Raw genomic sequence first — 26,692 nt, 5'->3', positions numbered from 1 at the left:
CACGCCGGAGTTGAGGGGTTTCCCTCAACTCTCGCGTGGGTCCTGCCCGGATTGCGGAGTCCTACGGACGCGGCCCGGCCGTCGGCGCGACAGATTCGACTCGCGACATCCGCCGCCACGATCGCAGGAGCATGCCATGACCATCACCGAGCGTCGGTCCGAAGCCGGACAGAACGCCGACGCGACCGCCATCCGCCCGTTCACCGTCGAGTTCCCGCAGTCGTCGATCGACGACCTGCGGCGGCGTGTCGCATCCGCGCGCTGGCCGTCCCAGGAACTCGTACCCGATCGTTCGCAGGGGGTGCAGTCGGCGACGATGCAGGCCCTGGCCAGGTACTGGGCCGGCGACTACGACTGGCGCCGCGGCGAGGCGCGATTGAACGCCCTGCCGCAGTACGTCACGCAGATCGACGGCGTGGACCTCCACTTCATCCACGTCCGGTCTCGCCATGAGCACGCATTGCCGCTGATCATGACGCACGGATGGCCCGGCTCGGTCGTCGAGCTGCTGGAGACGGTCGGCCCGCTGACCGACCCGACGGCGCACGGCGGCACCCCCGACGACGCATTCCACCTGGTGCTCCCGTCGTTGCCCGGGTACGGATTCTCGGGCCAGCCGATCGAACTCGGCTGGGACTCCGCCCGGACCGCGCGGGCGTGGGCCGAGCTCATGCGGCGCCTGGGCTACACCCGGTACGTCGCCCAGGGCGGCGATGTCGGCGCCCTCGTCACCGACCTCATGGGTCGGCAGGGTGTCGACGGCCTGGTCGGCTACCACCTGAGCCTGCTCACGGCCACGCTCGCGGTCGGCGATCACTTCCCCCGCGAGACCGAACAGGAACGCGCCGCGGCCGCGGCGTTCGGGACGTTCCGGGAGGACGGCTTCGGCTACTTCCTCGAGATGGCCACCCGACCGCAGACCATCTCGTACTCCCTGCTGGATTCGCCCGTCGGACTGGCGGCCTGGTTGCTCGACCACGACACCGACAGCTACTACAAGATCTCCCGGGCGTTCGTCGACGGCGAGCCCGTCGGCGGCCTCACCCGCGACAGCGTGCTCGACAACATCACCCTCTACTGGCTGACCGGCACGGCGGACTCGGCGGCTCGGTCGTACTGGGAGGACGCGCGAGCCCTCGCCGCCTCCCTCGCGAGCGGGCAGGCCCCACCCCCGGTCTCCGTGCCGGTCGGCTTCACCACGTTCCCCGGCGAGATCTGGGCCTCCCCTCGCAGCTGGGTCGAGGCGGTCTACCCCGATCTCGCCTACTTCAACGAAGCCGAACGCGGCGGCCACTTCGCCGCGTGGGAGGAGCCGCAGATCTTCACCGACGAGCTGCGGGCCGCCTTCCGCCCGCTGCGCTGACCGGACTCGCGGACCGTACTTCGCGAACCATACCCACCATCGGGTGAGGAGGAACCCATGCACGATCAAGAAGGAACGCCGGGCGCCGACGACGCTGTGCCCACGGTGCATCCGACACGGAACGGGCTGACTCGGCGCGGATTGATCGGCGGCGTCGCGGTCGCGACGGGGATGTCGATCCTCTCCGGGTCGACGGCGGCCGCTGCTGCTCCGAACGGCGGTCCGGACGGCTCCCTCGCCGACGCCCCACAGCTTCCCGCGGGGTTCGCCGACCTCTTCGAGGACCGGTTCATCCAGGCCAACGGGATCCGCCAGCATGCGGTCGTCGGCGGCGACGGTCCGCCGCTGCTCCTGGTGCACGGCTGGCCGGAGAACTGGTACGCGTGGCGCTTCCTGATGCCCACGCTGGCCCAGGACTTCACCGTCATCGCGGTCGACCAGCGCGGCATCGGGCTGACGGACACACCTGCGGACGGCTACGACTCGGCCACCCTCGCCGACGACCTCGCCGCGCTGATGACCGAGCTCGGACATGAGCGGTTCGCCCTGGTCGGCCACGACACGGGATACATCATCGCGTACGCGCTGGCTGCGGATCACCGAGACCGCGTGGAGCGGATGGTGGTCGCGGAGATCCCCGGCCCTCCCGGCCTGACGGACGAGGAACACCCGCCGCCACCGCTGTTCCTTCCCGAGTTCCTCAACAACCGGCTGTGGCACATCCCGTTCAACCGCGTCGACGACGAACTCATCATCAACATGGTCCGGAGCAACGCCGATGAGTTCTATCGGTACGAGTTCGCGATCCAAGGCGGCGGGCAGACGCTCCCGAACCCCGTCATCAAGTACTACGTCGATCTCTACAACCGCGACAAGGATGCGCTACGTGCCAGCTTCGGGCTCTATCGAGCATGGGACGCCACGCTCGAGCAGAATGGCCTGCGCCAGCAGGAGAAGCTCACGATCCCGGTGCTCGGGATCGGCGGAGAGCACAGCTGGGGTCCGGCCGCCGCCGGCGGCATCATGCCGGCCGCGATCGATGTCGAAACCGCCGTCATCCCCGGCGTCGGGCACTGGGTCGCCGAACAGGCGCCCGAAGAGATGCTCGAGCTGGTGACGACCTTCCTCGGCGCGGGATAGCGTCATGAAGGCCATCACCGTGGCCCGCGAGGGGCTCGGCGTCGACGCGATGGTGCTCACCGACCTCGCTCATCCGCACGCCGCCGAGAACGACGTGATCGTCGGCGTCCATGCCGCCGGATTCACGACCGGCGAACTGACGTGGCCCGGGACCTGGATCGACCGTGCGGGTCGGGACCGCGCGCCCAGCGTGCCGGGCCACGAGTTGGCGGGCGTCGTCGTGGAACTCGGCTACGGCACGACCGGCCTCACCGTGGGCCAGCGTGTCTTCGGGCTCACCGACTGGACGCGCAACGGCTCGCTCGCCGAGTTCACGGCCGTCGAGGCGCGCAACCTCGCACCGTTGCCGGCGAGCGTGGACTTCGTCACCGCCGCGGCACTGCCGATCTCCGGGCTCACGTCGTGGCAGGGCCTCTTCCATCACGGGCACCTCGCCGTCGGGCAGACGGTGCTCATCCACGGTGCGGCAGGCGGCGTCGGCTCGATCGCGGTCCAGCTCGCCCGCGAGGCCGGCGCCCGGGTCATCGGCACCGGCAGGGCCGGCGACCGTGACACCGTGCTCGAGCTCGGCGCGGACGAGTTCGTGGATCTGCAGTCGGGCGCGCTCGGCGAGATCGGACAGGTCGACCTCGTGTTCGACGTGCTCGGCGGCGAGGTCTTCGAGCGATCCCTCGCCGTCCTGCGCCCGGGCGGCCGGGTCGTGACGATCGCGGGCCCCCCTCCGCGACAGCCGCTGGACGGCCAGGCGGTGTTCTTCGTCGTCGAGCCCGACCGCGTGGGTCTCGCCGAGCTGGCCCACCGTCTCCAGGACGGGCGCCTCAGACCCATCGTCGGCGCGGTGCGGCCCCTCGCGGATTCCGCCGCGGCGTTCGCCCCCGAACGGCACGTGCGGGGGAAGACCATCATCTCCGTCGCCGGCACGACCGGGTGATCCACGAATGGAGGCCATGATGGCGGACGTCGCGGCGGACACCGGAGGAGGGGTCCGGTTCGAGAACACGCGTTTCGACCCCGATCTCACGCCGTTCCACGCGCTCGCGAAGCAGATGGCCGCCCAGTTCGGATACACCGCGCGGCTGTCGCTCGATCCACGCCTGGCGGAACTGCTCCGACTCCGCGTGGCCCAGCTCGAACCCTGCCCGTACTGCCTGATCCTGCACGTCCGGGAGGCGGGCCGAGTCGGGATCCCGCCCGAGGTGATCGCCCATCTCCCGGGCTGGCGCGAGAGCGCGATGTTCTCGCTCGCCGAGCAGGCCGCGCTGGCCTATTGCGAGGGACTCACGACGTACGACCTCGCCGGGTTCGCCGTGCTGCACGACGAGCTTCGCCTCCACTTCAGCGAGCTCCAGGTCGCCGAGATCGCCGCGGTCGTCATCAACATGAACGTCTGGACTCGCCTGAAACTCGCCCAAGGTGCCGTCCCAGGAGGTGGTTCGAATGCTCGATGAACGCAGACCGACCGAGGATGCCGCGGTCGGGACGGAACCGGATGCCCCGGGCCGCCCCGGCATCGTCCGTTCCATCGCCCACTGGCTGGCGAAGGACGAGGGCGCGCTTCCCGACGAGGGGCGGCTCGCCTCGTTCGACGGTGCGACGGCATGGCTCAACTCCGAGCCGCTGACGCCCGACGCGCTTCGCGGGCGAGTCGTCCTCGTCGACTTCTGGACCTATACCTGCGTCAATTGGATCCGGACGCTGCCCTACGTCCGCGCGTGGGCCTCGAAGTACGCCGACGCCGGCCTGACCGTCGTGGGCGTGCACACCCCGGAGTTCGGTTTCGAAGCCGACCTCGACAATGTGACCGCGCAAACCCGGAAGCTGGGCGTCGAGTATCCCGTCGCCGTCGACAGCGGGTACCGGGTGTGGGGTGCCTTCGCGAACCGCTTCTGGCCGGCCGTCTACATCGCGGATACCCAGGGACGCCTCCGGCATCACCACTTCGGCGAGGGGGAGTACGCGCAGACCGAGATGGTGATCCAGCGGCTCCTGTTCGATGCCGGAGCCCGCGACCTCGACCAGGATCTCGTCGCGGTCGAACCGCGCGGACTCGAGGTTCCGGCCGACTGGCCGTCGCTGCGCTCGCCCGAGACGTATCTCGGGTACCTCCAGAGCAGCGGCTTCGCGTCGGAGCGCGTCGCGGCATTCGACCGGCCGCACGAGTACGCTGCGGCTCCCTCGCTGCCGCTCAACGCCTGGGACCTCTCGGGGAACTGGACCGTCGCAGGCCATGCCGCCGGTTCGAACGCTCCAGACGCCCGGGTCGCCTTCCGGTTCCACGCTCGCGACGTCAACCTCGTGATGGGGCCGCGGAGCCCGGGCCGCTCGATCCCGTTCCGGGTCACGCTCGATGGTCGGGCCGTCGGCGACGCGCACGGTACCGACGTGGATTCCGATGGTCGGGGGATCGTCCGCGACCAGAACACCTCCCAGCTCGTCCGCCAGCCGGGGCCGATCACCGACCGCCTGTTCGAGATCGAGTTCCTCGAGGCCGGCGCCGAGGTGTACTGCTTCACCTTCGGCTGACCGCGTCCAGGCTCGCAACGTGGACGGTACGACGACAGGAGAGGAGCATCCGATGGGTCTGCTCGACCGTCTTCTCGGCCGGAGGGCCGAAGACGACACCGAATCCACCACGGCCGGGATCCCGATCAGGGATGCCGCGGCCGTCGACCACTACGAACGCATGCTGCGCACGGCACCGCGGGACGTCATCGAGCAGGCACATGTCGAGGCGTTCGCACGGCTCACTCCCGCCCAGCTCGACCTGCTCTATGAGCGCTTCACGGCGTCGGCTGCAGCCGACGATGAGCGTCCGGTCGACGCCCGGCCGGAGAGCCTGGCCCGATCGGCGGCGCTGGCGGAGGGTCGCCGGCCGGGCTCGATCACCCGAACCCTCGAAGACACCGCGGCGCGAGCGGAGACGAACGCGTTCGTCGGTGCATCGATCCTCGACACCGTCGTGTGGTACTCGCTCATCTCGGTCGCGTGGAGCACCTGGAGCACGCCCGACCTCGGCCTCGACTCGCCCTCATCCTCAGCGCCGGACGCGGGGGACGCGTTCGACCTCGGTTTCTGAGCGCGGTGCGCAGGCCCGGCGTGCCCCAGTGGCTGATTCGACGGTCCAGCATGCCGACGTGATGGTCGGCCGGGTTCACTCAGGGATACGTCTGCGCGCGCATTCCGACCGCAAGAGGATGATGGACCCATGCCCGCCGCCCACCGTCCAGGTCTTCGGGTCAACGCTGGACTCACGATCCCCGAGTCCGAGCTGTCGTGGCGGTTCTCGCGGTCGTCCGGTCCCGGCGGGCAAGGTGTGAACACTGCCGACTCCCGCGCGGAACTCGTGTGGGATGTGGCAGGCTCGGCCGTCCTCTCTCCGCTCCAGCGTGAACGACTCCTCGAGCGTCTGGGCAATCGGATCGTCGACGGCGTACTGACGATCGCGGCATCCGAGCATCGCGCGCAATTGCGCAACAGGGATGCGGCGCGTGCTCGGCTCGCCGCGGTCGTGGCCGACGCCCTGCGGCCGCCGTCACCGTCGCGACGACCCACGAGACCGAGCCGCGGTGCGAGGGAACGGCGTTTGGAGGCGAAGAAGCGGCGCACCGACGTCAAGCGGCTGCGTCGTCCACCCGTCGACTGACCACCGAGCCACTCCCGGACGGGAGGACGCCGTCGACCTGGGCGGACTTCCCATTGGGATCCCTCGCCGGGATCCCTCCGACGGAGCGGATATCGCGGTGGTCGAGGGTGAAGGCGGGGCGATGGGAACGCGACGATCGTGTCGTCCCGCATATCGGGGGAGGAGCCAACCTGTGGTCGCGCCCGCCGAGTAGGATCTGCCAGACTCGGCGCTGCAGCTCGCGGTAGATCGTGGTGGCGGAAGACCCGCAAGAGATGAGCGAGCTCTTCCTGGGTGTGGGTGCCCCCGTCGTAAGTGTCGAGCAGGTGCCTTCGCAGCGATGGGGACAGCTTCGGTTGCCTGCCCAGCAGCCGACCGACAGGATCGTTCGGGTCGTAGACGCTGCCGCCGAGGCTGAGTGACATGCCCTTCTTCGTCAGTTCGTCCGCGATGTCGCGCGCGTCAGGCAGCGATCCGGCCAGGCGTCGAGCTGGTAGACCACGAGCGTGTCGCCTCGCCGCACGGTGGCCATGGCTTCCCGAAGACCGGGCCTGGCACGAGTGCTCGGTCATTCCGTGGTCGACGTGCATCACCGGCGGCCCCGCGGAATGGCCCGCTGACACGAGAAAACCCCCGGTCTCCCGGGGGTTTCCATCTGTGGCTCCGACCGGCATCGATCCGGTGACCTTTCGATTTTCAGTGAGCCTGGGCGGTTCTCACTCAATTCCTATGGTTGCGATATCGCGCTGATCAGGGATTCTTCGAAACGGTCACAGTTGGTTTCAGATGGTTTTCGCTCATTTAATGGCACATTAATGGCACAGATTTCGGTGTCGGCGGGTCTCGTGGCGACGGAAGTCCGGCGCCGGATCAAGGCGTGTTGCCAAAGGGCGCACGGTGAGTGATCTGGCCGTTTGCGGCCGCGCAGCTGGAGCCATTCGAGGGTTTGGTGTCTAGATGCTGGTGCGCTGCATCACGAGCGGGCACTCGAAGGGGTCGCGTTCGCCGAGGCCGACCCGGTTGATGTACCGGAAGACGATCACGTACGAGCGCAACAGCGTGGTTCGGGTGTACGGGACCTCGTGGTCGTGGCAGTACGCCTCGATGATCGGCGCCGCGCGTCGGAGATGCGGACGCGGCATCGATGGGAAGAGATGGTGCTCGATCTGGTAGTTGAGCCCGCCCATGACGACGTCGATCACGCGGTTGCCGCGGATGTTGCGGCTCATGAGCACCTGCCGCCGGAGGAAGTCGAGCTTCACGCCCTTCGGCACGAGCGGCATCCCCTTGTGGTTCGGCGCGAAGGCCATGCCCATGTAGAAGCCGAACAGGCCGAGCTGGACCGCCAGGAACACCACCGCCTTGTCCGGCGACAGGACGAGGAACACGAGCGCCAGGAAGCCGATGATGCGTACGGCGAGGAACGCGATCTCCACCGAACGGTGCGGGAGAGTGGCTCTGGCGAACACCCGGTGCACGCTCGACGCGTGCAGCGAGAGTCCCTCGAGCAGCAGGATCGGGAAGAAGAAGTAGCCCTGGTGCCCGATGACCCAGCGGAGGATCGCCGCCCGGTCGCGTTCGGCCTGCTCCGGCGTGAACACGACCACGGGCAGGTCGATGTCGGGATCCACGTCGATCTGGTTGGGGTTCGCATGGTGCCGGGTGTGCTTGTGCTGCCACCACCCGTAGCTCATGCCGACGAACCCGCCGAGGATGAGGCTGGTCCAGTCGTTCCACTTGCCGGATCGGAAGATCTGCCGGTGCGCGGCGTCATGGCCGAGGAACGCGGTTTGCGTGAACAGAACGGCGAAGCCGACGGCGCTCAGCATCTGCCACCAGGTGTCGCCGATCCAGATGAACAGTGCGATAGCGGCCGCATAGGCGAGTGGCACGCTGATCAGTTTTGTCCAGTAGTAGCCGTATCGTCGGTGCATCAGGCCGGCACCTTTGATGATGCGAGCCAGATCGGTGAACGAGCTGGTGGATGACTCCGCGGGCACGCTCGACGGCTTGTGCGTCCTGCGGACTGGGGAGATGTCGGAGGTCATGATGGGGCCGCTCTCTACGACACCGCACGCCAGGCTGGGCATGCGGTGGCGGCAACGCTAGGCGGGAGGCTTCCGTGCGCGTTGACGGATGATGCCGATGATGAGGGTGCCGACGAACAGGACGGAACCGATCATTGCGAGCCACAGTAGGCCCTCGAAGACGAACCCGACGATCGCCAGGATCGCCCAGACGGCGAGCAACACGATGATCAAGGTCCACACACTAGAAGAGTACGAAGAATGGGGCCACGACGAGAGGTCCTTGACAACTCCCACGGCGAGTGATCCATCCCCGTTCGCATTCCGCGTGCAGGCTATGCCGGTGCGAACCTGTGGGCGCTCACATCCGCGACACCTACTCTAAGAACGTGAACATTTATCAGATTGTGCCGGGTGGCGCGGCAGGCGCTGCGCTTCGGGTCGAGGCATCCATGATCGCCCGCGCTCACGCGTTCTGGGTGCACTTCGACGGCCATCCGTCGAGCGTGACGCGGTGGGCCGACAGCGTGCGCGCGTCGTGGGTTCCCGCTCGTAAAGCGGGCATGTGATGACCCCCGACGCCAACGAGGAGTTCGGGGTCAGTCACATCCTCGTGAACGAGTTGCCGGCCGATCTTGGCACGCCAGACGCGGCGGCCCGGTATGACGTCGCCGCGGTCTTCACGCGACGACCGGACCCGCGTGAGCTCGAACTGCTCGAGCAACCAGCCGTTCACGCGAGGCTGGTCGAAGCGGGCTACCCCGATGTCGGATTGCGTGTCGCCGACCGTCGGCTGATCATCGAGCGCACGAACCTCGATGAGCTTGCCGCTGGGCTTGCCCAGATGATTGGCCAGATCCTCGCGGACATCGGGGCACAGGCCGCAGCCGAGAAGGTCCGTCGAGACGAGACCGCGGCCGAGCAGGTGCGCGTAGAGACCAGCAGAGCCGCCGCAGTGGTCGCTGCCGCAGCGCGGATCGACTTCCGGCCGCATCGATCCACCTATGAGTAGCGGAGGAATAGGGCTATGTCGAAGCGCACGCGCAAAGAGGGCGCACTCGCGGACGAACGTTGGGAGACGGACGGAGGCACGCTCGACGGTGACGCGACCAGCGATGCCGCCGCCGAGAACACGACACCGGCCGAAGAGCGAGCGAAGCGCTGGAAGGACGCCAACGCCGAGCACTGGCACGGCAGCGGCTCCAGCGACGAGACAAAACGGCGGGCAACGGAGCGCTGATCCAGATCTATCTAGGTGCTGGCCGGCGGCTCGATTTGTGGTGATCGGATAAGCCCGCGTCTCGACAACCGAACCGGACATCACCGCTCAGCGCAAACGGCCAGGTTGAGCGGCCATCGGGTGCTTATCGGCTGGGCCCAACTTGCGACGCCCGCCTCCGTACGGAGCCGGTCGCGAGCCCCCATACGGAATCGCGAGCAGCCTCAGTCGCCTTCGCGAGCCCACGGTCGGCACGATCTCGATCCAGCGCGACCACGAACTGCTCGCGTGCCTCATCCACGCCCGCTGCCACCAGGTGCACGCGGTTCAAGTGCCGCCCGCGAGTCAACCCCACGTAGACGCCCGCCGCCCCCATCGCATCGCCGACCACCGTGTGCGACTCGCCCACCGTCATGCCCTGCACCCCGTGCGCCGTCGCGGCGTACGCGAGATGCGTGTGCTCGGCGACGTACTCGGCTGGCACTCGCACTGATCGTGGCCGATGGCCGACGACACGCTCCGTCGCCCACACTGAGCCATCCTCGTCCACGCGCCGAACAACCCACATCTGCCGGTTCGCCACCCGCACACCCGAGTCGTTCCGCCGACTCTGAATCACATCACCGCGCCCGATGCTCAGACCATCGCTCCCGACCACTGTGCGGCCGTCATCCACGTCGCCGACGCGCACTCGCTCCTCGCGAATCCGCGCGTTCAGCTCGCGCGCCTCGTCGTTCGTCGCAACGGTCATCGCGCAACCCTCGCGCCACTCGCCAGCGAGCGCCTCGAGCTGCGCAGCCGGGCTTTCGTGAATCGAAACGAGTCCGAGCGCGCACAGCCGATCGAAGACCCCCTCCGGACGATCTCCGCGCCGCATCTGCACGGTGAGCGTGGCGTACTCCGGGTCGACGAATCGGTGCACGGCCGTCATGCGATGCACGCGGGGGAGCAGCTGCGCGGACATCTCAAGCACGCCACCGCGGCCGACCGCCGAGAGTTGCGCACGGTCGCCGACCAGGGCGACCGTAGCGCCTGTCTCGTCGGCGATGGTGAGCAACGCGAGCGCGGTGTCCTGATCGAGCATGCCCGCTTCGTCGACGACGATTCGCTCGCTGCGGCGCAGCCGAACGGATGCCGAAGGGCCGGCATACGCGGCATCCGTATCGGGGTCGTGGTCGCCGATGGCGAGTCGCGTCCACACGCCGTCGCGATTCCACCGCCACCCGTGCTCGTGCACGAGCTTGGCGACGCTGTCGGCCGCAACCCCGAGCTCCTGGTGCGCAACGTCGGCCGCCTTCTTCGTCGGCGTGACCACCCGCGTCTTGCGACCCTGCATCGCCGCCGCTTTGATCGCAGCCGCGAGCATCGTCGTCTTGCCCGCGCCTGCCGCACCCTCCACGACGACGAGCGATTGAGCGGAAGCCACCGCCGCAGCCGCGCGCGCCTGTGCCGGGTCGAGCCGGAGTCGCTGTGCAATGCTCCGCAGGTCCGGCGTGCGCACCTGCGGCCGCTCGGCACGGGCCGTGAGCAGATCGCGCACCCGGGTCTCAACGGCGATGACGTGCACGCTCGTCAGGTGCGCGACGTGCTCAGGACGCGGCCCATCGGGCGGCAGCACCGACACGCAGCCCACCGTCGCGAGGTCCGTCGCGAGCATGACGAACTCGCGCAGTGGTGTCGGGCCGGCACGCACACCGGTCTCGGTCACGAGATGCGACACGCGCTCCTGGATGTCGTGCACCGTCCACGTCGACGCGGCGGCCGCGCAGCGATCGAGCGCGCGGGACGCGACATCCTGCACGCTCAGTTCATCGAGCGCGACGGCCCGTTGCGCCTGCACACGTTCGAGATTAGGTCGGTAGCCGGATGCCTCGAGCTCGCGTCGCCACGCATCCTCGTTGCCGAGCTGGGTCGGCTTCTTGTGCGGCCGCTCGTGATCCCACGCCATCGCGGTCAGTCGCGACATCGCGGCGGGTCCGGGTTCTTGGTCCGGATGCTGCGCACGCCAGTCCTTCTCGAAGTGCGCCAGGTTGCGCGCAACCTGCTCGGCACGCTTGCTCATCGCCGCGTTGAACGGCTGCAGTTCGGTGACCTCGGCTGTCACCGGATCGAGCGTGAGGCCGTGCGCGTCGAGCGCGGCCGCGAGCCGCGGATGCGCCGCGATCACAGCCGTGCCGAGCGATCGGATCGCACCTTGCTGCCGGAACAGCGCCGCCGTGTCGAGACCTCGCCACGCGGCATCCGCCCACACCCGCGTGCCCATCTGGAAGTGGATGTGCCGGTGCGGGTCGCCGGCCCGCGAGGTCTTGTGCGAGACCGCGACCGCCTCGAGTTGCTCGACCAGCACCACCCGCTGCGCACCGCGCGGGCCGACCCGCGTGACCGAGTGCTGGCCGAGCCAGACGCGGATCTCGGCGACCGCGTCGCGCTGCGCCGCATCGAGGGCATCGGATACCTCGGGGTGCAGCGACGCGGCGATCGACAGCGACTTCGGCGCGTTCACGACCATCTCCGCGAACCGCGGCGAACCGTGGCGCGCGTCGCCGGCTTGGCGTGGCGTGCCCATCGACTCGCCGGTGAGCGGGTTGATCCAGTCGACCCACTGGGCGTACTGGCCGGGGGTGAGGGCGCCCTCGCCGATCAGGTCGCCGTTGCCGTCGACGACGGAGAACTCGGCCAGCGCCGCGCCGCCCTCGAGGTAATAGTCGTCGGCGCGAGAGCGATCGGACTCGAGGTACCGGCGCGCGTCGGCCCCTGAACCCCGGTACAGGATCACTCCACCTCGCATCGCCTTCCTCCGAGCTACCTCAGGTTCTTGCAACTACCTACGGTAGCATACGTGCATTCATGCGTAGACAGGTTTGAATCCGCTCCTGTGTTGTGGAGCCGGACTTGGAGCGGTGTGTCGCGCCGGCCGTGGTGACGCAGGGCGGGCTTACTCTCGATCCATGGCAGGAGACAGTGCCAGTGGTGCGAGTGCTCGAAATCGTTGTGTGCTGTGCGATGGCAGCCCTGTCACTCGCGCGCACGTTATCGCTCGTGCTATCCGCGATGTTCTGCCCTCCGGCGCCACCTCGCGTGACATGATCACCCGAATCGATTTCAGGCAGTCCTATCCCAGGCACGCCGAGCAGCGGACGTGGGAGCGTGGAGCGCACACGCTTTCAGTTCAACCCAAGGTGCTTTGCGGGCCATGCAATAACGGCTGGATGAGCGCACTAGAAGACAAGGCAGCGCCGGTCGTCGCGAGCATGATCACGCGTGAGGATGACATCGAGCTCGGTGAGCGCACGAAGAAGGACGTTGCGCAGTGGGCATTGGCAGCCGCAATCGTGCGCGGCGAGGTTGTCACCGGAGAGTTGCTTCCGATCGATCGAGAGCTCGCGAGATCTTTTCGTCGTCGCGGCTTGGATGACCTGCCCCTATTCGTCGCGGCAGTGAATGTCGAGCAGCAACGTGAGTTCTCCTCGACAGGCCCGGTCGCATCGTCCTACATGCACGACCTTGCTGGGGGTGCACTGGGCCACCTCGTAATCTTCTGGCTTCGGGAGGTGGTCATCGTCGTCGCAACCCACGACTTCGCGTTTCGGGCACATGCCGGTCTGGGTGTTCTGCGCGCAGCGGTGACGCCGTTGTGGCCGCCCATGTACGAGCAGCGTTGGCCCCCGCGATCCTCGGTTACCGATCTCGTGCTTATGCGCGCGCTCGGTATTCGCCCCGATGAGATGCCACGGCAGGCGATGGACTTCTCGCGCCTCGGGCGAGGACGCTCATCGATCGACGCGTTGCTTCTTCCAAACGTCTCAGGCAACGGCCCCTTCCGCGAGGTTGCGCATGAGGTGGCCGCGCGCACGCTGGCCGAACTCGCTCGAGATCGCAACTTGAAGCTCGACCCCGATCAGGTCTGGCCACAGCGTTGATAGGAGCGGGCGTCCGGCGTCTTCACCAATGCCGGCGATCATGCAACGAGGAATCGGCCGTGGCCGCGAGTGCTCTTGGTAGGGACGTCACGTTGATCGGCAGAGCGCATAACGCGCCCGCCGATGGGAGGGCAATGGGTGCCCCTCGCCTGAGAGACTGACGGCACCATGGCGAAGGATCATTTTATCCCGGCCGCACTCATCGGCCGATTTTCCGCAGAGTCTCAGGGCTCGTATCGCGACCGGTCTGTTGGATTATTGCGCAAAGGATGGGGGAGTTCGCGGATGGCCGCACCGCGAGGTTTTGCGTTCGCAAACGACCTGTATGCGATCGGTGCCGACCGGACGACTGACGAACTGTGGGCATACGAGGGCCGGCTAACGGAAGTCTTGGACCAGTTAGTAGACGGCGTCGCGATTGGATTTGAGGACTGGGCGCGTGTCCTTGTGCCCTATGTGGCGTCCCTCTTTGTCCGGGGTCGTGAGTTTGACAGGAGATTTCGGAGTCGGAGTGGGCCCGAGTTGGCCGAGTATACGGATCCCAATGGTGGGCGCGTTCTCGAGTTCCAACGCCGTCTCGCGCCAGTTGCGTGTGCTCGCTGGGTGGTTTTCCATCGCGTGGACGGAAGGCAGGTGGTTGGAAACGACCTAGGCATTCTCCCGATGAGGGACGTGAATGGCGGGGAGAGGGGCTGGGCTGTACCTGCCGATCCTCGAGCGGTGATTGGCATTTTCCCTCGCGACAGCCGGACTGTGGGTCGATTCGTTGACGATCGGTGGACCGCGATTATTGAGCACGTGTGGAACGAAGTCGACTTCGAAGCCTTGAACGATTCGATCGCCCGCTCGGCCACCGAGTTCCTGTTCGGTCGTCCCTCTACACTCGACGCTTTGGCGGCGTCGGCGTTCGAGCTGTCTTCAACAGATGAGCCGCTGTACTCGTGGCCGTACACGGGATCCGAACTGCGGAACGTGGAGCACGAATGGCACCGTCTCGCTTCGCTAGTCAGGGACCAAACGAGTCCCGACAGCCTGGATTTGAGCCTGGATGTGGATTTTGAGGAGCTTCGCAAGTTCTGGGGTGGACGCCTCATGTTCGGGGTCAATGCCCCACCACCCCATCGGGGTCTGACGATGAGTGGGCGAGTCATCCGCATGACCCTGCGGCCGAAGCCTCGAGCGGTCGGGGACTACTCGGCCGACGTCACCCCGCCCAGCTAGCCCGCTCGTCCGCGCCGCCCTGGCGGTAGCAATCCGCGATCGCGAGCCTTCGTGATCCAGCCTTGGGCGGTGGAAAGGGCGACGCCGTTGATCTCCGCCATCGTCGCGCTCGGGTTTGCGTCGCCCTGTTGTGTGAGGCGACCGTGCTGCAGCGCGACCAGCTCGTAGAAGTCCGGCACCTTCTTCGGGTCGCCGAGCGGCTTGAGCAGGTCGCGCTCGCTGACCTTCCGGCCTGAGGGCAGCACGATCTTGCCGCCGGTGATCGTCTCCCTGCGCTTCATCGCGAAGAGGCGCTTGTTGATCGCGGCCTCGATGCGGGCGGTCGGCAGCTCGCGAAGGAGCTGGCTCGTGATCGGGTCACCCGGGCGCCAGGGGAGGTAGATCACGCCGGTGATGCGGATCTCCTCGGGCACGGCGAAGAGCTGGCGCTGAAGGCGGATCATGACGCGGGTATGCGTGGCCTCGTGCTCGAGGTAGCGCCAGCGTCCATCCATCGTCCCGTTCTCGTCGGAGGTGCGGTGGGCGTTCACTTGCGACTCGGTCGTGGCGCTGTCGTCGTACCCGAGCACCGCGTCGATCTGCGCGCTCGCGTCGTCGTCGCGCTCGCCGGGAAACCGGCTCGGCAGGTTCCAGCCCTCGGGTAGGTCTTCGGCGAGCAGCAGGCCGTCATATGTCTGGTCGCCTGGGCGGTGCGGGGAGTCCAGCATGCGACGAGTCTAGCCACACAACTCAGGTACTTGCCGAAACCCGCGTCGCGGTGATAATCTCAGGTACTTGCAAATAGCCGCGCGTGGGTCGGCATGCACGAGATGCCAGCCGGCGGCCGAAGAGTCGAGGGGGAGCGTCATGGTCGACACCGCGTGGAGGGTGGAGTACCTGAGCCGAGTCGAGGCGGCCGAGCGGTGTCGCATCCCGGTCTCGAGCTTCGACAAACTGCGCCACGACGGGCTCATTCCCGAGCCCGACGCACGCATGGGCAAGCACCTGCTCTGGAGCGCCGACACGATCGACGAGCTGCTCGCGCGGGGTGGAACGGGACACTGATGGCGGGGCGGCCGACGAAGGACACCCCGTCGCGGGTCGATCCGCGCACGGGTCGGCCGCTGCCCGAGGGCATTCGCTGGCGCGCCGACCGTCAGCGCTACCAGATCCGCGTCGTCGGGCCGAGCGTCGAGGGCGGCGCAGCCGAGCGGTCCCGCACGTTCCTGACGCTCACCGAGGCCAAGCGCGAACTCGCGAAGATGGTCGCGGGCCGCAACCCGAACGGGTCGATGACGCTCGACCAGTGGCACGATAGGTACTGGCCCGCGATCGAGTCCTCCATCCGTCCGGCGACCGCTCGCAGCTACGGCGTCGCCTGGCGCCTCCGAGTGAAGCCGAGCCTCGGCCGGCACCGACTCGACGAGATCACCTCGCCCATGATCGAGTCGGCGATGGTCGCCTGGTCGGGCGGGGCATCCGCCAAGAACGACGCGCTTGCGGTGCTCTCGCGCCTGCTCGACGGCGCCCGGCGCTCGCGGTTCATCGACTACAACCCGGCCCGCGAAGTGAAGCGGCCGAGCATGCGCGAGTCGATCTCGCCGGTGTCGCGGGCGCTCACGCTCGAGCAGATAGCCACTCTGCTCGACCTCATTCCCGACGGCGTCTACCGCCGCTACTTCGCCGCCCTCGTCTACACGGGCATGCGCGCGGGCGAGGCGACCGCGCTGCGAGTCGGCGACGTCGACTTCGGGCGCGGCGTCATCCGGGTCAGTCGCTCGCTGAGTCCGGGCATGCGCGGCGAGCTCATCGAGCAGTCGCCCAAGAGTCACAAGTCACGGGATGTCCCGCTGATCGACGCCCTGCGCCCGTACGCTGAAGCCGCCGCGCGCGGCAAGCGGGGGAGCGACCTGCTCTTCGACGGACCCGACGGCGGGCGACTCACGAACCACAATGCTCGTCGCGCCGTGAGCTGGGAAGAACTCCGCGAGGCGATCGGTCGGCCCGACCTGCGCATCCACGACCTGCGGCACACGTTTGCGACGATCCTCTTCGACGCTGGCGCCACCGCGCCCGACGTGCAGGCGACCCTCGGCCACTCGAGCCTCCAGGTCACCGAGCGCTACTCGCGTGCCCGCGAAGGAGTCGCGCTCCGAGCCGGTGCCGTTTTCAACGACGCGCTCAAGCGAGCCGACGAGAGCGTCGACGCGAGAACCGACCAGAGCGCCGACAAGAGCGGCGTCAGGGCGGCCCAACCAGAACCGGAAGTGGCACAACGCCGAACCAGGCGAACCCTTAATGGCACATTAATGGCACGGCCTCACCGGCGGCCTCGCGGATGTGATGTCTCATGACATCGGTGACTGTTCTGCCTCAGGACATCGGTGACACTTCATGTGTCAGGACATCGGTGACGGTGGGAGGGTCTTGGGTCGTCGGCCGCGGGGCTTCCCACTGCCGACGTACCGGGTGCCGGGTGCCGGCCAGGGGTGCTCGACGATGAGGGTGCCTCGGTCGTCGAAGATCATGACGCCGTCGGGCTCGTAGACGACGTACACGTGCTGGCCGACGTGGTCGCGGCTGGTCTGGAAGCAGATCCCGCGGGCGTACGCGGTTCCGTTCCCGGCGACCTTCACGACTCGCACCTGGTCGTCGCGGCCGTCGGTGCGGAACGCGATCGGCGTGCGTGGCGGCGGTGGGCCGGGCTTCGGAGGGTCGGCTTTCGGGGTCGCGTCCCACGCCTGCTGTGGGGTGATCCGGCCGGGCAGTCCCTGGTGCGGCCGTTCGGTGTTGTAGATCGCGTCGAACCGGTCGACCTGCTCCTGCAGCTGCGCGAGGGTGCCGGCGATGGGCTGCTTGTCGAGGAACCGGAACAGGGTCTGGTGGAACCGCTCGTTCTTCCCCTGCGTCGTCGGCCGGTACGGCTTCCCGGTGATCGGCTGCACGCCGAGCGCTCGCACGTGCGCGACGAGCTGGCCGTCGTGGCCGCGCCGGGACGGGTTCAACGCAGACCCGTTGTCCGTGAGCAGCCGTTGCGGCACCCCGTGCGCGGCGATGCCCTTGTCCACGACCGCGATCGCTGCGTCCGAGGTCTCCGCGTCCGCCACCAGAGACGCGACCGCGTACCGCGAGTGGTCATCGATGAGCTGGAAGATCACGCACTTGCGCCCACCCGCCAGGACGTACTCGGTCGCGTCCAACTGCCAGCACGCGTTCGGCGCCGGATACACGAACCGGCGAAACGCCGCCCGCGGCTTCTTCCGCGGCTCGAGCTTCGCGACGCCGGCGTCGCGGAAGATCCGCGCCAGCGACGCCGGTGACGGTGCGATCATCCCGAGCGAGCGCATCTTCTCGTGCACGCTGATCGGCCCGTGATCCAACCCCGACCGCTCCAACGCGGCCCGCACCCCGACCGCCTGCGCCTTGAGCTCGTCCGCGATGACCGTCGGGCTCGTCCTCGGCCGTCGGCTCCGCGGCTCGAGCGCCGCGGCCGGCCCGTCAACCGCGACCCGCCTGCGGATCTCGTAGAACGTCTTCCGCGAGATCCCGTGCTCCAGGCAGAACGTCGACACCGCCCCACGTGGCGCATCCGGCGGCCACTGCGAGATCGCGAGGCGGACACGAGGATCGACAGGCTCATTGCGGCTCATCCCTCAAACATCTGAGGGGAACTGTCACCACCAAACCGCTCCGAACCGTCACCGATCTAATGATTCAGAACTGTCACCGATGTCCTGCGACATGACACGGCGGCCTCGCGGAATGACCCGCTGAAACAAGAAAACCCCCGGTCGCCCGGGGGTTTCACTTGTGGCTCCGACCGGCATCGATCCGGTGACCTTTCGATTTTCAGTCGAACGCTCTACCAACTGAGCTACAGAGCCTCGGGACATCCGACCGATCGAAACCGGAGCGAGCGCCTCGATAAGGAGAAAGCCCCTTCTCTCGAAAGGGAAAGGGCTTGTCGCCTGAGCGACCCTGACGGGACTTGAACCCGCGACCTCCGCCGTGACAGGGCGGCACGCTAACCAACTGCGCTACAGGGCCTCGATTGGTGTTCTCGCGAACACCGGCTGTTCAATTGTAGTGGACTCGTCGTGGTGACCCCAACGGGATTCGAACCCGTGCTGCCGCCGTGAAAGGGCGGTGTCCTAGGCCACTAAACGATGGGGCCAGTGGCCATGTCCGAGGGCATGACCGCCGACAAGCAAGCATACGTGCCATCGCCCGCAATGGCAAAACGTCGGCGACGGATGCCTCGGGCCGCCGGGTCGGGACATCCGTCACGCCCTTCGCAGCATCCGCCACGCGCGATCGAAATCCCCGGAAACCGCGCCCCGCGTGCCTATCGTGAAGGCTGCACCTGTCCGTACCGCAGCCAGGAGCGCGGGGCCCGAGCCCGCGTGGACCGGGGAACCATGAACCGAACCACCGACCGCAGCCCGACCGTTCGAGCCCGACGCACTCCCCTCACCGGGAGCCGCCGGAGCGATCGCGCGCGCGCGCTCGGCCGTCGCGTACGGCACGTCATGGCGGGGTTCTCGATCGCCGCGATGGCGATCGTCGGATCCGTGGCGGCGCCCGCCGGTGCGCAGGCCGCGACGTATCCCACGTGGGACGAACTGCAGGCGGCGAAGGCCAACACCGCCGCTGCCGCTGCCGCCGTCGTGCAGATCACGGCGCTCATCGGGCAGCTCGAGGCGATTGTCGCCGCCACCCGCGCCGAGGCCGAACGCCGCACCGACGAGCTCATCGTGGCGCAGCAGAAGTTCGACGACGCGGTGCTGCGCGCGGACCAGCTCCAGGCCCAGGCCGACGCGGCGGCCGCCGAAGCCGCCGCCGCCGAGAAGAACGCCGGACAGGTCGCGGCCCAGCTGTACCGCGCCGGCACCGGTGACGTCGGCGTGAACCTCTTCCTCGATGCGGGCAACGCGGCCGCGACCGAGGCGCTGCTCGCCAAGCTCGGCAGCATGGAGAAGATGGTCGAGCGCACGTCGGGCATCTACAACCGGGCGCAGGAGAAGCAGAATTCCGCGCAGGCCCTCGGCGACCAGGCCGCGGTCGCTCGGGCCGAACGCGAGAAGCTGCGGATCGCGGCCGAGGAGGCACTCGCCGCGGCGCAGGCCGCGCAGGCGGCGGCCGAGGCGGCGCTCGCCGAATCGCAGGCGAAGAAGATCGAGCTCGAGCAGCAGCTGGCCTTCCTCAAGGACACCGAAGCCAAGACCGCGGCCGCCTACGAGGAGGGCGAGCGGATCCGCAAGGCCGAGGAGGAGCGGCGTCGCCGGGAGGAGGAGGCCCGGCTGCGGGCCGCCATGTCCAGCGGCGGGCCGAGCTCGGTGGCGAGCTCGGGATGGGCCAAGCCCGCATGGGGTCGCATCACGTCGGGGTACGGCGCCCGCGGCTCGATCTGCTCCGGCGGCGGATGCTCGAACTCCTTCCACTACGCGGTCGACCTCGGCACCGGATGCTCCGCGCCCATCTACGCGGCGAACAGCGGCGTCGTGCGCTTCGCGGGTTGGTCGGGCACCTACGGCAACTACGTGCAGATCGACCACGGCGGCGGCGTCTGGACGGGCTACGCGCACATCCGTCCGGGCGGCACGTTCGTGGGCGCCGGGCAGTGGGTGGACTCGGGACAGAACATCGCCTCGAGCGGCACGACGGGCGCCTCGACGGGCTGCCACCTGCACTTCGAGGTGTTCATCGGCGGCAGCCGCATCAACCCGGTTCCGTTCATGGCCGACCGCGGAGTGTACTTTGGCTGATCAGCGCACCCGTCCGGTGTCGCGGGTCAAGCCCGCCACCCTGTTCTCGACCGTCGCGGTCGGGGCCGTCACGGCGTCGGTCGTCGCCTCGGGCGGGCCGGCCATGGCCGAACCCGACTACCCGTCGTGGAGCGAGATCGAGCAGGCGAAGCAGAACGAGCAGACCAAGCAGGCCGAGATCGCCCGGGTCGCCGACCTGCTCTCGGGGCTGCAGCAGGCAGCGGATGCCGCGGTGCAGGCGTCGATGATGGCCGACGAGGCCTGGCGCATCGCGATCGACGAGCGTGACCGCGCCGCCGACCGAGAGCGAGCGCTCGGGCGGCAGGCCGACGAGGCCGATGCGGTCGCCGAGATCTCCAAGATGCGCGCCGGACTCCTCGCCGCGCACCTCGCCAGGACCGCGGGCAACGACCTCACGACCGAGCTGGTGTTCTCGGGTGAGCAGACGCAGGAGCTGCTCCAGCAGCTCGGCATGGCGTCCCAGCTGGGGCGGCAGGCGAACGACATCTCCGAGCAGGCCATCGCCGACCGGAACATCGCGGACGCGCTGCGTCGTCAGGCGGGCGAGGCCGCGAGGGAGCGGCAGCTCCTCGCCGAGCTGGCCGAGGCGCGAGCGGACGACGCGCGCGATGCGGCCGACGCCGCGAACGCGGCCGTCACCATGCAGGAGCAGAAGTCCGAGGAGCTCTACGCGCAGCTCGCGAGCCTCAAGGACACGACCGCCGACCTGGAGCGGCAGCGCGCCGAGGGCCAGGCGCGAGAGGCCGCTGCAACTGCGGCTGCCGCTGCGGCTGCCGCGGCGGCCGCAGCTGAACGCGCCGCGGCCGCAGTCGCCCAGCCGGCGCAGCCCGCCGCTCCCGCTCCTGCCGCCCCTGCGCCGGATCCCGTGCCGGCACCGGCTCCGGCACCGCCGGACTCGGGCGCCGTGGAGGCGGCCATCTGGTTCGCGAGCCAGCAGCTCGGCGAGCCGTACCGGCTCGGCGGCGCCGGCCCGAACGTCTGGGACTGCTCAGGGCTCACGAAGGTGGCCTACGCCAACGCAGGCATCTACATCGGCACGCACTCGGCGACGAACCAGTACTACACGCTCGCCGGTCGCGGACTCGCCGTGCCCGTCTCGCAGATCCGGCGGGGCGACCTGCTCTTCTGGGGATCGGGCGGCGACTACTACCACGTGGCGATCTACCTCGGCGGCGGACGCATCCTCGAGGCGCCCCGTGAGGGCGTGCCCGTGCGCGAGTACTTCATCTGGGGCTCCCCGTCGGCGGCCGCCCGCCCCGCGGGCTGACGCCCGCCCCACGCTTCCGAGGAGATCGAGCGGACTGGGGACCGGGTGTCGCCCGCTCGGGTCGCCCTCAGAATCGCCGATCTCCTCAGAAGCGTCGCGGCGGCGGCGGCGGGGAGCCCCCGGCTCAGTGGCCGGGGTACGCCTCGATCGCCTTCGCGATGAGCGACTCGGCCTCGGCGGCATCCGCCCAGCCCTCGGTCTTGACCCACTTGCCGGGCTCGAGGTCTTTGTAGTGCTCGAAGAAGTGCTCGATCTCCTTCTTCGTGTACTCGGGGATCGAGTCCACGTCCTGGATGTAGTCCCAGCGGGGGTCGCCGGCGGGCACCGCAATGACCTTGGCGTCGCCGCCGCCGTCGTCGGTCATGTGGAAGACGCCGACCGGGCGCACCTTCACGCCCACGCCGGGGAACAGCGGGTATTGGGTGAGCACGAGCACGTCCAGCGGGTCGCCGTCGTCGCCGAGCGTGTTCTCGAAGAAGCCGTAGTCGGTCGGGTAGACGAAGTTCGTGTAGAGCACGCGGTCGAGGAACACCCGGCCGGTCTCGTGGTCGACCTCGTACTTGTTGCGGCTCCCCTTCGGGATCTCGATGACGGCGGCGTACTCGCCCATGCTGGTTCTCCTCTGCGGTGGAAGCTCGGTGGTGGAAGCTCGGCCGGCGATCGCCCGCGAGGGTGCGGCGCGTGCGGCGGAATAAGGTTACTTGATGGGTCCTGACCAGCCGGATGCCGCGAGCCCGCGCCGCCCGCGGCTCACCCCGCCGATCGCCGACGTACGGCGCGCGGTGCGTGCCGTGCTGGCTTCGCTCCCTGAACCTGTCGAAGGGAGCGGTGCCCCACTCGTCGTCGTGGCCCTGTCGGGCGGGGCGGACTCGCTCGCGCTCGCCGCGGCCACGGCCTTCGAGGCGCCACGGGCAGGACTCCGCGCGGGCGCGGTCGTCGTCGACCACGGGCTGCAGGATGCCTCGGCGGACGTCGCGGCGGCGGCATCCGACACCGCCCGTGGCCTCGGGCTCGACCCCGTTCTCGTGCGACGCGTCGTCGTGACGGGGGAGGGCGGCCCGGAGGCATCCGCTCGCGCCGCGCGGTATGCCGCGCTGGATGCCGCCGCGAACGAGACCCATGCCGCGCTCGTGCTGCTCGGCCACACGCTCGACGACCAGGCCGAGACCGTGCTGCTCGGACTCGCTCGCGGGTCGGGCACCGCGAGTCTCGCCGGCATGCCGGCCCGGGCCGGCCGGTACGCGCGGCCGCTGCTCGGCATCCGCCGCGCGACCACGCGGCAGGCGTGCCGCGACGCCGGGCTCACGCCATGGGACGATCCGCACAACTCCGATCCCGCGTACGCGCGCGTGCGCGTGCGCGAACGCGTGCTGCCCGTGCTCGAGGCCGAGCTCGGGCCCGGCGTCGCCGAGGCCCTCGCGCGCACGGCCGACCAGTTGCGTGAAGACGACGAGGCGTTCACGAGCCAGATCGACGAGTTCATCGAGGAGATCTGCGAACCGGCGGAGGCGGGCATCGCGGTTTCAGTCGGGGCGCTGGCGGCCAACCCGGCGGCACTCCGGCAGCGGATCATCCGGCACGTCGTGGCGAGCGAGTTCGGCGCCTCGCTGTCGCGGTCGCAGACGCTCGACGTCGCGCGGCTCGTCACCGACTGGCGCGGGCAGGGTCCGATCGACCTGCCCGGGGGCGTGCGGGCGCGGCGTGAGGGCGGTCTCGTCGTCTTTCAGAATTCAGGAGTCGGCGGTTCGGAATTCAGGAACGCGGCACCGCCGGCACGGGGGGACGACGGCGTATCGCCGTCATGATCGCAACGTGACGGCCGGAGTGCTGCCGAACTCGGCGCGGGTGTGTGTGGGGCGTTCCTGAATTCTGCGCGGGCGCGGGTGGCGCGTTCCTGAATTCTGCGCGGGGTGCGGATGCCGCATCGACGCGTCCACCGGCGATGCGGCACGGGCCGACCGCTCTTGCGGCGGGGGCCACCGTGTGCCACGGTCGGGTCATGGATCGCTCCGCGGTGCGGAGGTGGCCCGTGGCCGTCGTCGTCTCCGCCCTCCTCGCGTGGTTGGGCGTCTACCTGCACAACGTCGCCGACCTCCCCGGCCAGGACATCCTGAGCGTCGAGACCCTGCTGCCGACGCTCGTCACGCTCGTGCTCGTCGTGCTGTGGTTCGTGCGGCCCATCCGCCGGATCGTCACCTGGGCGCTCCTCGTATGGGCGTGGATCGCCCTCATCGGCGGCGTCGTCAGCGTGCTGCCCCTCGGCATCCTGCCGTTCGAGCCCGCGCAGACGCCCATGCACTACGCCTTCCACGCGCTGTACGCCGCCCTGCAGGTGCCGCTCATCCTCGTGACGTCTCTCTGGTTGCGCAGCTCGCGGCCCGAGCCGAAGGCGGAGGAGACGACCGACGTCGTCGAGCCCTGAGCGTCGCGGGGTGCAGTGGTGCGCGGCGGTAGGCTCGTGGCATCCGTTCGCCGACCGAGACAGGGAGCAGCATGGACGCGCGCGAGATCGACCCCGACCTCGACGAGATCCTCGTCACCGAGGCCGAGATCCGCTCGAAGCTCGCCGAGCTCGCGCGTCGCATCGAGGCCGACTACGACGGCAAGGACCTGCTGCTCGTCGGCGTGCTGAAGGGCGCGGTCATGGTCATGGCCGACCTCGCACGTGAGCTCCGATCGCACGTCAACATGGACTGGATGGCCGTCTCCTCGTACGGCGCGGGCACGCAGTCGAGCGGCGTCGTGCGCATCCTCAAGGACCTCGACACCGACCTCACGGGCCGCCACGTGCTCATCGTCGAGGACATCATCGATTCCGGCCTGACGCTCAGCTGGCTGCTCGGCAACCTCGAGTCGCGCGGCGCCGAGTCGGTGGAGATCTGCGCCCTCCTTCGCAAGCCGGATGCCGCGAAGGTCGACGTGACCGTCAAGTACCTCGGCTTCGACATCCCGAACCGGTTCGTCGTCGGCTACGGGCTCGACTACGCGGAGCGGTACCGCAACCTGCGGGATGTCGCGGTGCTCGCGCCGCACGTCTACAGCTGAGTCCCGTTCCCCTTCGACGCCGGTGCAGCCCTCAGCGAACGGGGAGCCGCCCCACAGGAACGGGACGGTAGCCTTGCAGGACCATGAACATGAAGAAGATCCTGCGCGGGCCGATCATCTACATTCTGCTCGCCATCGTCGCCGTGTGGATCGGATCCAGCCTGATCACGGCGTCGGGCTTCCGCGAGGTCTCCACGCAGGAGGGCCTCGAACTCCTCAAGGACGACAAGGTCTCGGCGGTCAAGATCGTCGACGGCGAGAACCGCGTCGACCTGACCCTCGCCGAGCCCGATGAGGAGCTCGGATCGCAGGTACAGTTCTACTACGTCACGCCGCGCGGCGTCGACGTCATCGCCGCCATCGACGAGGCGAACCCGAAGGACGGCTTCAACGACGAAGTGCCGCAGCCCAACTGGTTCCTCTCGATGCTCGGCATCCTGCTGCCGCTCGTGCTCATCGGCCTCTTCTTCTGGATCATGCTCTCGGGCATGCAGGGCGGCGGCAACCGCGTCATGCAGTTCGGCAAGTCGAAGGCCAAGCTCGTCTCGAAGGAGAGCCCGAAGGTCACCTTCGACGACGTCGCGGGGGCCGACGAGGCCATCGAGGAGCTGCACGAGATCAAGGACTTCCTGAAGGACCCCGCCAAGTTCCAGGCCGTCGGTGCACGCATCCCCAAGGGCGTGCTGCTCTACGGTCCTCCCGGCACCGGCAAGACGCTGCTCGCCCGCGCGGTCGCGGGTGAGGCGGGCGTGCCGTTCTACTCGATCTCGGGCTCCGACTTCGTCGAGATGTTCGTCGGCGTCGGTGCATCCCGCGTTCGCGACCTGTTCGACCAGGCGAAGCAGAACGCGCCGGCCATCATCTTCGTCGACGAGATCGACGCGGTCGGTCGCCACCGCGGCGCCGGCCTCGGCGGCGGGCACGACGAGCGCGAGCAGACGCTCAACCAGCTGCTCGTCGAGATGGACGGCTTCGACCCGAAGACGAACGTCATCCTCATCGCGGCGACGAACCGCCCCGACATCCTCGACCCCGCGCTCCTGCGCCCCGGTCGTTTCGACCGGCAGATCGGCGTCGACGCGCCCGATCTCAAGGGCCGCCAGAAGATCCTCCAGGTCCACTCCAAGGGCAAGCCGCTCGCCAAGGGCGTCGACCTCGAGGTGCTCGCGCGCAAGACGCCGGGCTTCACGGGCGCCGACCTCGCGAACGTCCTCAACGAGGCCGCACTGCTCACCGCTCGCTCGAACGCGCAGCTCATCGACAACCGCGCGCTCGACGAGGCGGTCGACCGGGTCATCGCCGGCCCCCAGCGGCGCTCTCGCGTGATGAAGGACAAGGAGAAGCTCATCACGGCCTACCACGAGGGCGGACACGCGCTCGCGGCGGCGGCGATGAACTACACCGACCCCGTGACGAAGATCACGATCCTTCCCCGCGGGCGTGCACTGGGATACACCATGGTGCTGCCCCTCGAAGACAAGTACTCGGTCACGCGCAACGAGCTGCTCGACCAGCTCACCTACGCCATGGGCGGCCGTGTCGCCGAAGAGATCGTCTTCCACGACCCCTCGACGGGCGCCTCGAACGACATCGAGAAGGCCACGTCGACCGCTCGCAAGATGGTCACCGAATACGGCATGAGCGCGACCGTCGGCGCGGTGAAGCTCGGGCAGTCCCAGGGCGAAGTCTTCCTCGGTCGCGACATGGGCCACCAGCGCGACTACTCCGAGGAGATCGCCGAGACCGTCGACATCGAGGTGCGGGCGCTCATCGAGCAGGCGCACGACGAGGCGTGGGAGGTGCTCAACGCCAACCGGGACATCCTCGACCACCTGGCGGCCGAGCTGCTCGAGCACGAGACCCTCGACCACAACCAGATCGCCGAGATCTTCAAGAACGTGAGGAAGCTGCCGCAGCGGCCGCTGTGGCTGTCGAGCGACAAGCGGCCCGTCTCGGACCGCCCGCCGATCTCCTTCCCGACCGAGAAGATGCCCATCGACCAGGGCGCCGTCGACGGCGGCGTCGACTCGGGGCAGACCCCGGTGGAGGAGCCGGCCGCAGCCCGCGCACCGCGCACGAAGCCGCGCCCCGCGACGGCGTAGT

General features: G+C 68.7%; 26 protein-coding genes and 3 tRNA genes. 20 read left to right on the top strand and 9 right to left on the bottom strand.

Annotated features, from left to right (window positions below):
• Positions 1 to 136: 136 nt before the first annotated feature.
• The 7 genes from ACVFI9_RS16440 (at position 137) to arfB (ending at position 6,146) form a co-directional block, all read left to right on the top strand.
• Positions 137 to 1,363 carry an epoxide hydrolase family protein gene (locus tag ACVFI9_RS16440; protein ID WP_474763251.1) on the top strand — a complete coding sequence of 409 codons (1,227 nt, stop codon included), beginning with the start codon at positions 137 to 139 and terminating at the stop codon, positions 1,361 to 1,363.
• Positions 1,364 to 1,420: 57 nt separating this feature from the next.
• Positions 1,421 to 2,503, top strand: a complete 1,083-nt coding sequence (locus ACVFI9_RS16435; protein WP_474763250.1) for an alpha/beta fold hydrolase — start codon at positions 1,421 to 1,423, stop codon at positions 2,501 to 2,503.
• A gap of 4 nt (positions 2,504 to 2,507) precedes the next feature.
• A complete protein-coding gene (locus tag ACVFI9_RS16430; protein ID WP_474763249.1) occupies positions 2,508 to 3,434 on the top strand; it encodes an NADP-dependent oxidoreductase in 927 nt (308 codons plus the stop codon).
• Between the two features lie 19 nt (positions 3,435 to 3,453).
• Positions 3,454 to 3,951, top strand: a complete 498-nt coding sequence (locus ACVFI9_RS16425) for a carboxymuconolactone decarboxylase family protein (RefSeq protein WP_474763248.1) — start codon at positions 3,454 to 3,456, stop codon at positions 3,949 to 3,951.
• Complete coding sequence (locus ACVFI9_RS16420) at positions 3,941 to 5,026, top strand: thioredoxin (RefSeq protein WP_474763247.1); 1,086 nt, start codon at positions 3,941 to 3,943, stop codon at positions 5,024 to 5,026. Before ACVFI9_RS16425 ends, ACVFI9_RS16420 begins: the two co-directional genes overlap by 11 nt.
• Positions 5,027 to 5,078: 52 nt before the next feature.
• The gene (locus ACVFI9_RS16415; protein ID WP_474763246.1) at positions 5,079 to 5,579 is read left to right on the top strand and encodes a hypothetical protein; all 501 of its coding nucleotides are present in this window, start codon (positions 5,079 to 5,081) and stop codon (positions 5,577 to 5,579) included.
• A 129-nt stretch (positions 5,580 to 5,708) separates the two neighbouring features.
• A complete protein-coding gene (gene arfB / locus ACVFI9_RS16410) occupies positions 5,709 to 6,146 on the top strand; it encodes an alternative ribosome rescue aminoacyl-tRNA hydrolase ArfB (RefSeq protein ID WP_474763245.1) in 438 nt (145 codons plus the stop codon).
• Positions 6,147 to 7,078: 932 nt separating this feature from the next.
• Here the strand turns inward: arfB and ACVFI9_RS16405 are convergent.
• The gene (locus tag ACVFI9_RS16405) at positions 7,079 to 8,173 is read right to left on the bottom strand and encodes a fatty acid desaturase family protein (RefSeq protein ID WP_092668333.1); all 1,095 of its coding nucleotides are present in this window, start codon (positions 8,171 to 8,173) and stop codon (positions 7,079 to 7,081) included.
• A 57-nt stretch (positions 8,174 to 8,230) separates the two neighbouring features.
• Positions 8,231 to 8,395 (bottom strand): hypothetical protein, encoded by a 165-nt coding sequence (locus tag ACVFI9_RS16400; protein WP_474763244.1) that lies wholly within the window; start codon positions 8,393 to 8,395, stop codon positions 8,231 to 8,233.
• Between the two features lie 146 nt (positions 8,396 to 8,541).
• Here ACVFI9_RS16400 and ACVFI9_RS16395 point away from each other — a divergent pair, with 146 nt between their 5' ends.
• The 3 genes from ACVFI9_RS16395 to ACVFI9_RS16385 are packed head-to-tail and all read left to right on the top strand — an operon-like array spanning position 8,542 to position 9,392.
• Positions 8,542 to 8,721, top strand: coding sequence for a hypothetical protein (locus ACVFI9_RS16395; RefSeq protein WP_133988495.1), 180 nt, complete (start codon positions 8,542 to 8,544; stop codon positions 8,719 to 8,721).
• Positions 8,721 to 9,164 (top strand): hypothetical protein, encoded by a 444-nt coding sequence (locus ACVFI9_RS16390; protein ID WP_474763243.1) that lies wholly within the window; start codon positions 8,721 to 8,723, stop codon positions 9,162 to 9,164. The genes ACVFI9_RS16395 and ACVFI9_RS16390 overlap by 1 nt, the downstream gene beginning before the upstream one ends.
• Before the next feature lie 15 nt (positions 9,165 to 9,179).
• Positions 9,180 to 9,392 carry a hypothetical protein gene (locus ACVFI9_RS16385; RefSeq protein WP_092668337.1) on the top strand — a complete coding sequence of 71 codons (213 nt, stop codon included), beginning with the start codon at positions 9,180 to 9,182 and terminating at the stop codon, positions 9,390 to 9,392.
• A gap of 124 nt (positions 9,393 to 9,516) precedes the next feature.
• On the opposite strand, the gene mobF is transcribed toward ACVFI9_RS16385, so the two are convergent.
• A complete protein-coding gene (gene mobF / locus ACVFI9_RS16380) occupies positions 9,517 to 12,147 on the bottom strand; it encodes a MobF family relaxase (protein WP_474763242.1) in 2,631 nt (876 codons plus the stop codon).
• Positions 12,148 to 12,319: 172 nt separating this feature from the next.
• Here mobF and ACVFI9_RS16375 point away from each other — a divergent pair, with 172 nt between their 5' ends.
• Entirely contained in the window at positions 12,320 to 13,291 is a 972-nt protein-coding gene (locus tag ACVFI9_RS16375) for a hypothetical protein (RefSeq protein WP_133988494.1), read from the top strand.
• Positions 13,292 to 14,089: 798 nt separating this feature from the next.
• On the top strand, positions 14,090 to 14,512 hold the full coding sequence (locus ACVFI9_RS16370) for a hypothetical protein (RefSeq protein ID WP_133988493.1): 423 nt from the start codon (positions 14,090 to 14,092) through the stop codon (positions 14,510 to 14,512).
• On the opposite strand, the gene ACVFI9_RS16365 is transcribed toward ACVFI9_RS16370, so the two are convergent.
• On the bottom strand, positions 14,509 to 15,219 hold the full coding sequence (locus ACVFI9_RS16365; protein WP_474763241.1) for a hypothetical protein: 711 nt from the start codon (positions 15,217 to 15,219) through the stop codon (positions 14,509 to 14,511). The genes ACVFI9_RS16370 and ACVFI9_RS16365 overlap by 4 nt on opposite strands.
• Positions 15,220 to 15,358: 139 nt before the next feature.
• On the opposite strand from ACVFI9_RS16365, the gene ACVFI9_RS16360 reads away from it, so the two are divergent.
• The gene (locus tag ACVFI9_RS16360; protein WP_474763240.1) at positions 15,359 to 15,556 is read left to right on the top strand and encodes a hypothetical protein; all 198 of its coding nucleotides are present in this window, start codon (positions 15,359 to 15,361) and stop codon (positions 15,554 to 15,556) included.
• On the top strand, positions 15,556 to 16,845 hold the full coding sequence (locus ACVFI9_RS16355) for a tyrosine-type recombinase/integrase (protein ID WP_474763239.1): 1,290 nt from the start codon (positions 15,556 to 15,558) through the stop codon (positions 16,843 to 16,845). The genes ACVFI9_RS16360 and ACVFI9_RS16355 overlap by 1 nt, the downstream gene beginning before the upstream one ends.
• 45 nt (positions 16,846 to 16,890) lie before the next feature.
• Here the strand turns inward: ACVFI9_RS16355 and ACVFI9_RS16350 are convergent, their stop codons facing one another.
• From ACVFI9_RS16350 to ACVFI9_RS16335, 4 genes are all read right to left on the bottom strand, one after another.
• Positions 16,891 to 18,141, bottom strand: a complete 1,251-nt coding sequence (locus tag ACVFI9_RS16350) for a DDE-type integrase/transposase/recombinase (RefSeq protein WP_474763238.1) — start codon at positions 18,139 to 18,141, stop codon at positions 16,891 to 16,893.
• A 161-nt stretch (positions 18,142 to 18,302) separates the two neighbouring features.
• A tRNA-Phe gene (locus tag ACVFI9_RS16345) sits at positions 18,303 to 18,375 on the bottom strand.
• Between the two features lie 89 nt (positions 18,376 to 18,464).
• Positions 18,465 to 18,538: transfer RNA gene (locus ACVFI9_RS16340), tRNA-Asp, on the bottom strand.
• 51 nt (positions 18,539 to 18,589) lie between these two features.
• Positions 18,590 to 18,665, bottom strand: a tRNA-Glu gene (locus tag ACVFI9_RS16335).
• 244 nt (positions 18,666 to 18,909) lie between these two features.
• Here ACVFI9_RS16335 and ACVFI9_RS16330 point away from each other — a divergent pair.
• The gene (locus ACVFI9_RS16330; RefSeq protein ID WP_474763237.1) at positions 18,910 to 20,256 is read left to right on the top strand and encodes a peptidoglycan DD-metalloendopeptidase family protein; all 1,347 of its coding nucleotides are present in this window, start codon (positions 18,910 to 18,912) and stop codon (positions 20,254 to 20,256) included.
• Positions 20,249 to 21,544 carry a C40 family peptidase gene (locus tag ACVFI9_RS16325; RefSeq protein WP_474763236.1) on the top strand — a complete coding sequence of 432 codons (1,296 nt, stop codon included), beginning with the start codon at positions 20,249 to 20,251 and terminating at the stop codon, positions 21,542 to 21,544. The genes ACVFI9_RS16330 and ACVFI9_RS16325 overlap by 8 nt, the downstream gene beginning before the upstream one ends.
• 124 nt (positions 21,545 to 21,668) lie before the next feature.
• Here ACVFI9_RS16325 and ppa read toward each other — a convergent pair whose 3' ends face one another.
• On the bottom strand, positions 21,669 to 22,154 hold the full coding sequence (gene ppa, locus ACVFI9_RS16320; protein WP_474763235.1) for an inorganic diphosphatase: 486 nt from the start codon (positions 22,152 to 22,154) through the stop codon (positions 21,669 to 21,671).
• 94 nt (positions 22,155 to 22,248) lie between these two features.
• Between ppa and tilS the strand changes: the two genes are divergently transcribed.
• The 4 genes from tilS to ftsH all read left to right on the top strand — a co-directional run bounded on the left by tilS (position 22,249) and on the right by ftsH (position 26,691).
• Positions 22,249 to 23,349, top strand: a complete 1,101-nt coding sequence (gene tilS, locus ACVFI9_RS16315; protein ID WP_474763234.1) for a tRNA lysidine(34) synthetase TilS — start codon at positions 22,249 to 22,251, stop codon at positions 23,347 to 23,349.
• Between the two features lie 194 nt (positions 23,350 to 23,543).
• Positions 23,544 to 23,966 (top strand): hypothetical protein, encoded by a 423-nt coding sequence (locus ACVFI9_RS16310; protein ID WP_474763233.1) that lies wholly within the window; start codon positions 23,544 to 23,546, stop codon positions 23,964 to 23,966.
• Between the two features lie 71 nt (positions 23,967 to 24,037).
• Positions 24,038 to 24,589, top strand: a complete 552-nt coding sequence (gene hpt / locus ACVFI9_RS16305) for a hypoxanthine phosphoribosyltransferase (RefSeq protein WP_474763232.1) — start codon at positions 24,038 to 24,040, stop codon at positions 24,587 to 24,589.
• Between the two features lie 83 nt (positions 24,590 to 24,672).
• Positions 24,673 to 26,691: an ATP-dependent zinc metalloprotease FtsH gene (gene ftsH, locus ACVFI9_RS16300; protein ID WP_474763231.1), complete on the top strand. Its 2,019-nt coding sequence runs from the start codon at positions 24,673 to 24,675 to the stop codon at positions 26,689 to 26,691.
• Position 26,692: the final 1 nt, after the last annotated feature.

It is taken from the genome of Agromyces sp. NSFZ (assembly GCF_056156205.1).
The sequence above is the reverse complement of the archived record's forward strand: the minus strand, read 5'-3'. Positions and strand labels throughout refer to the sequence as shown.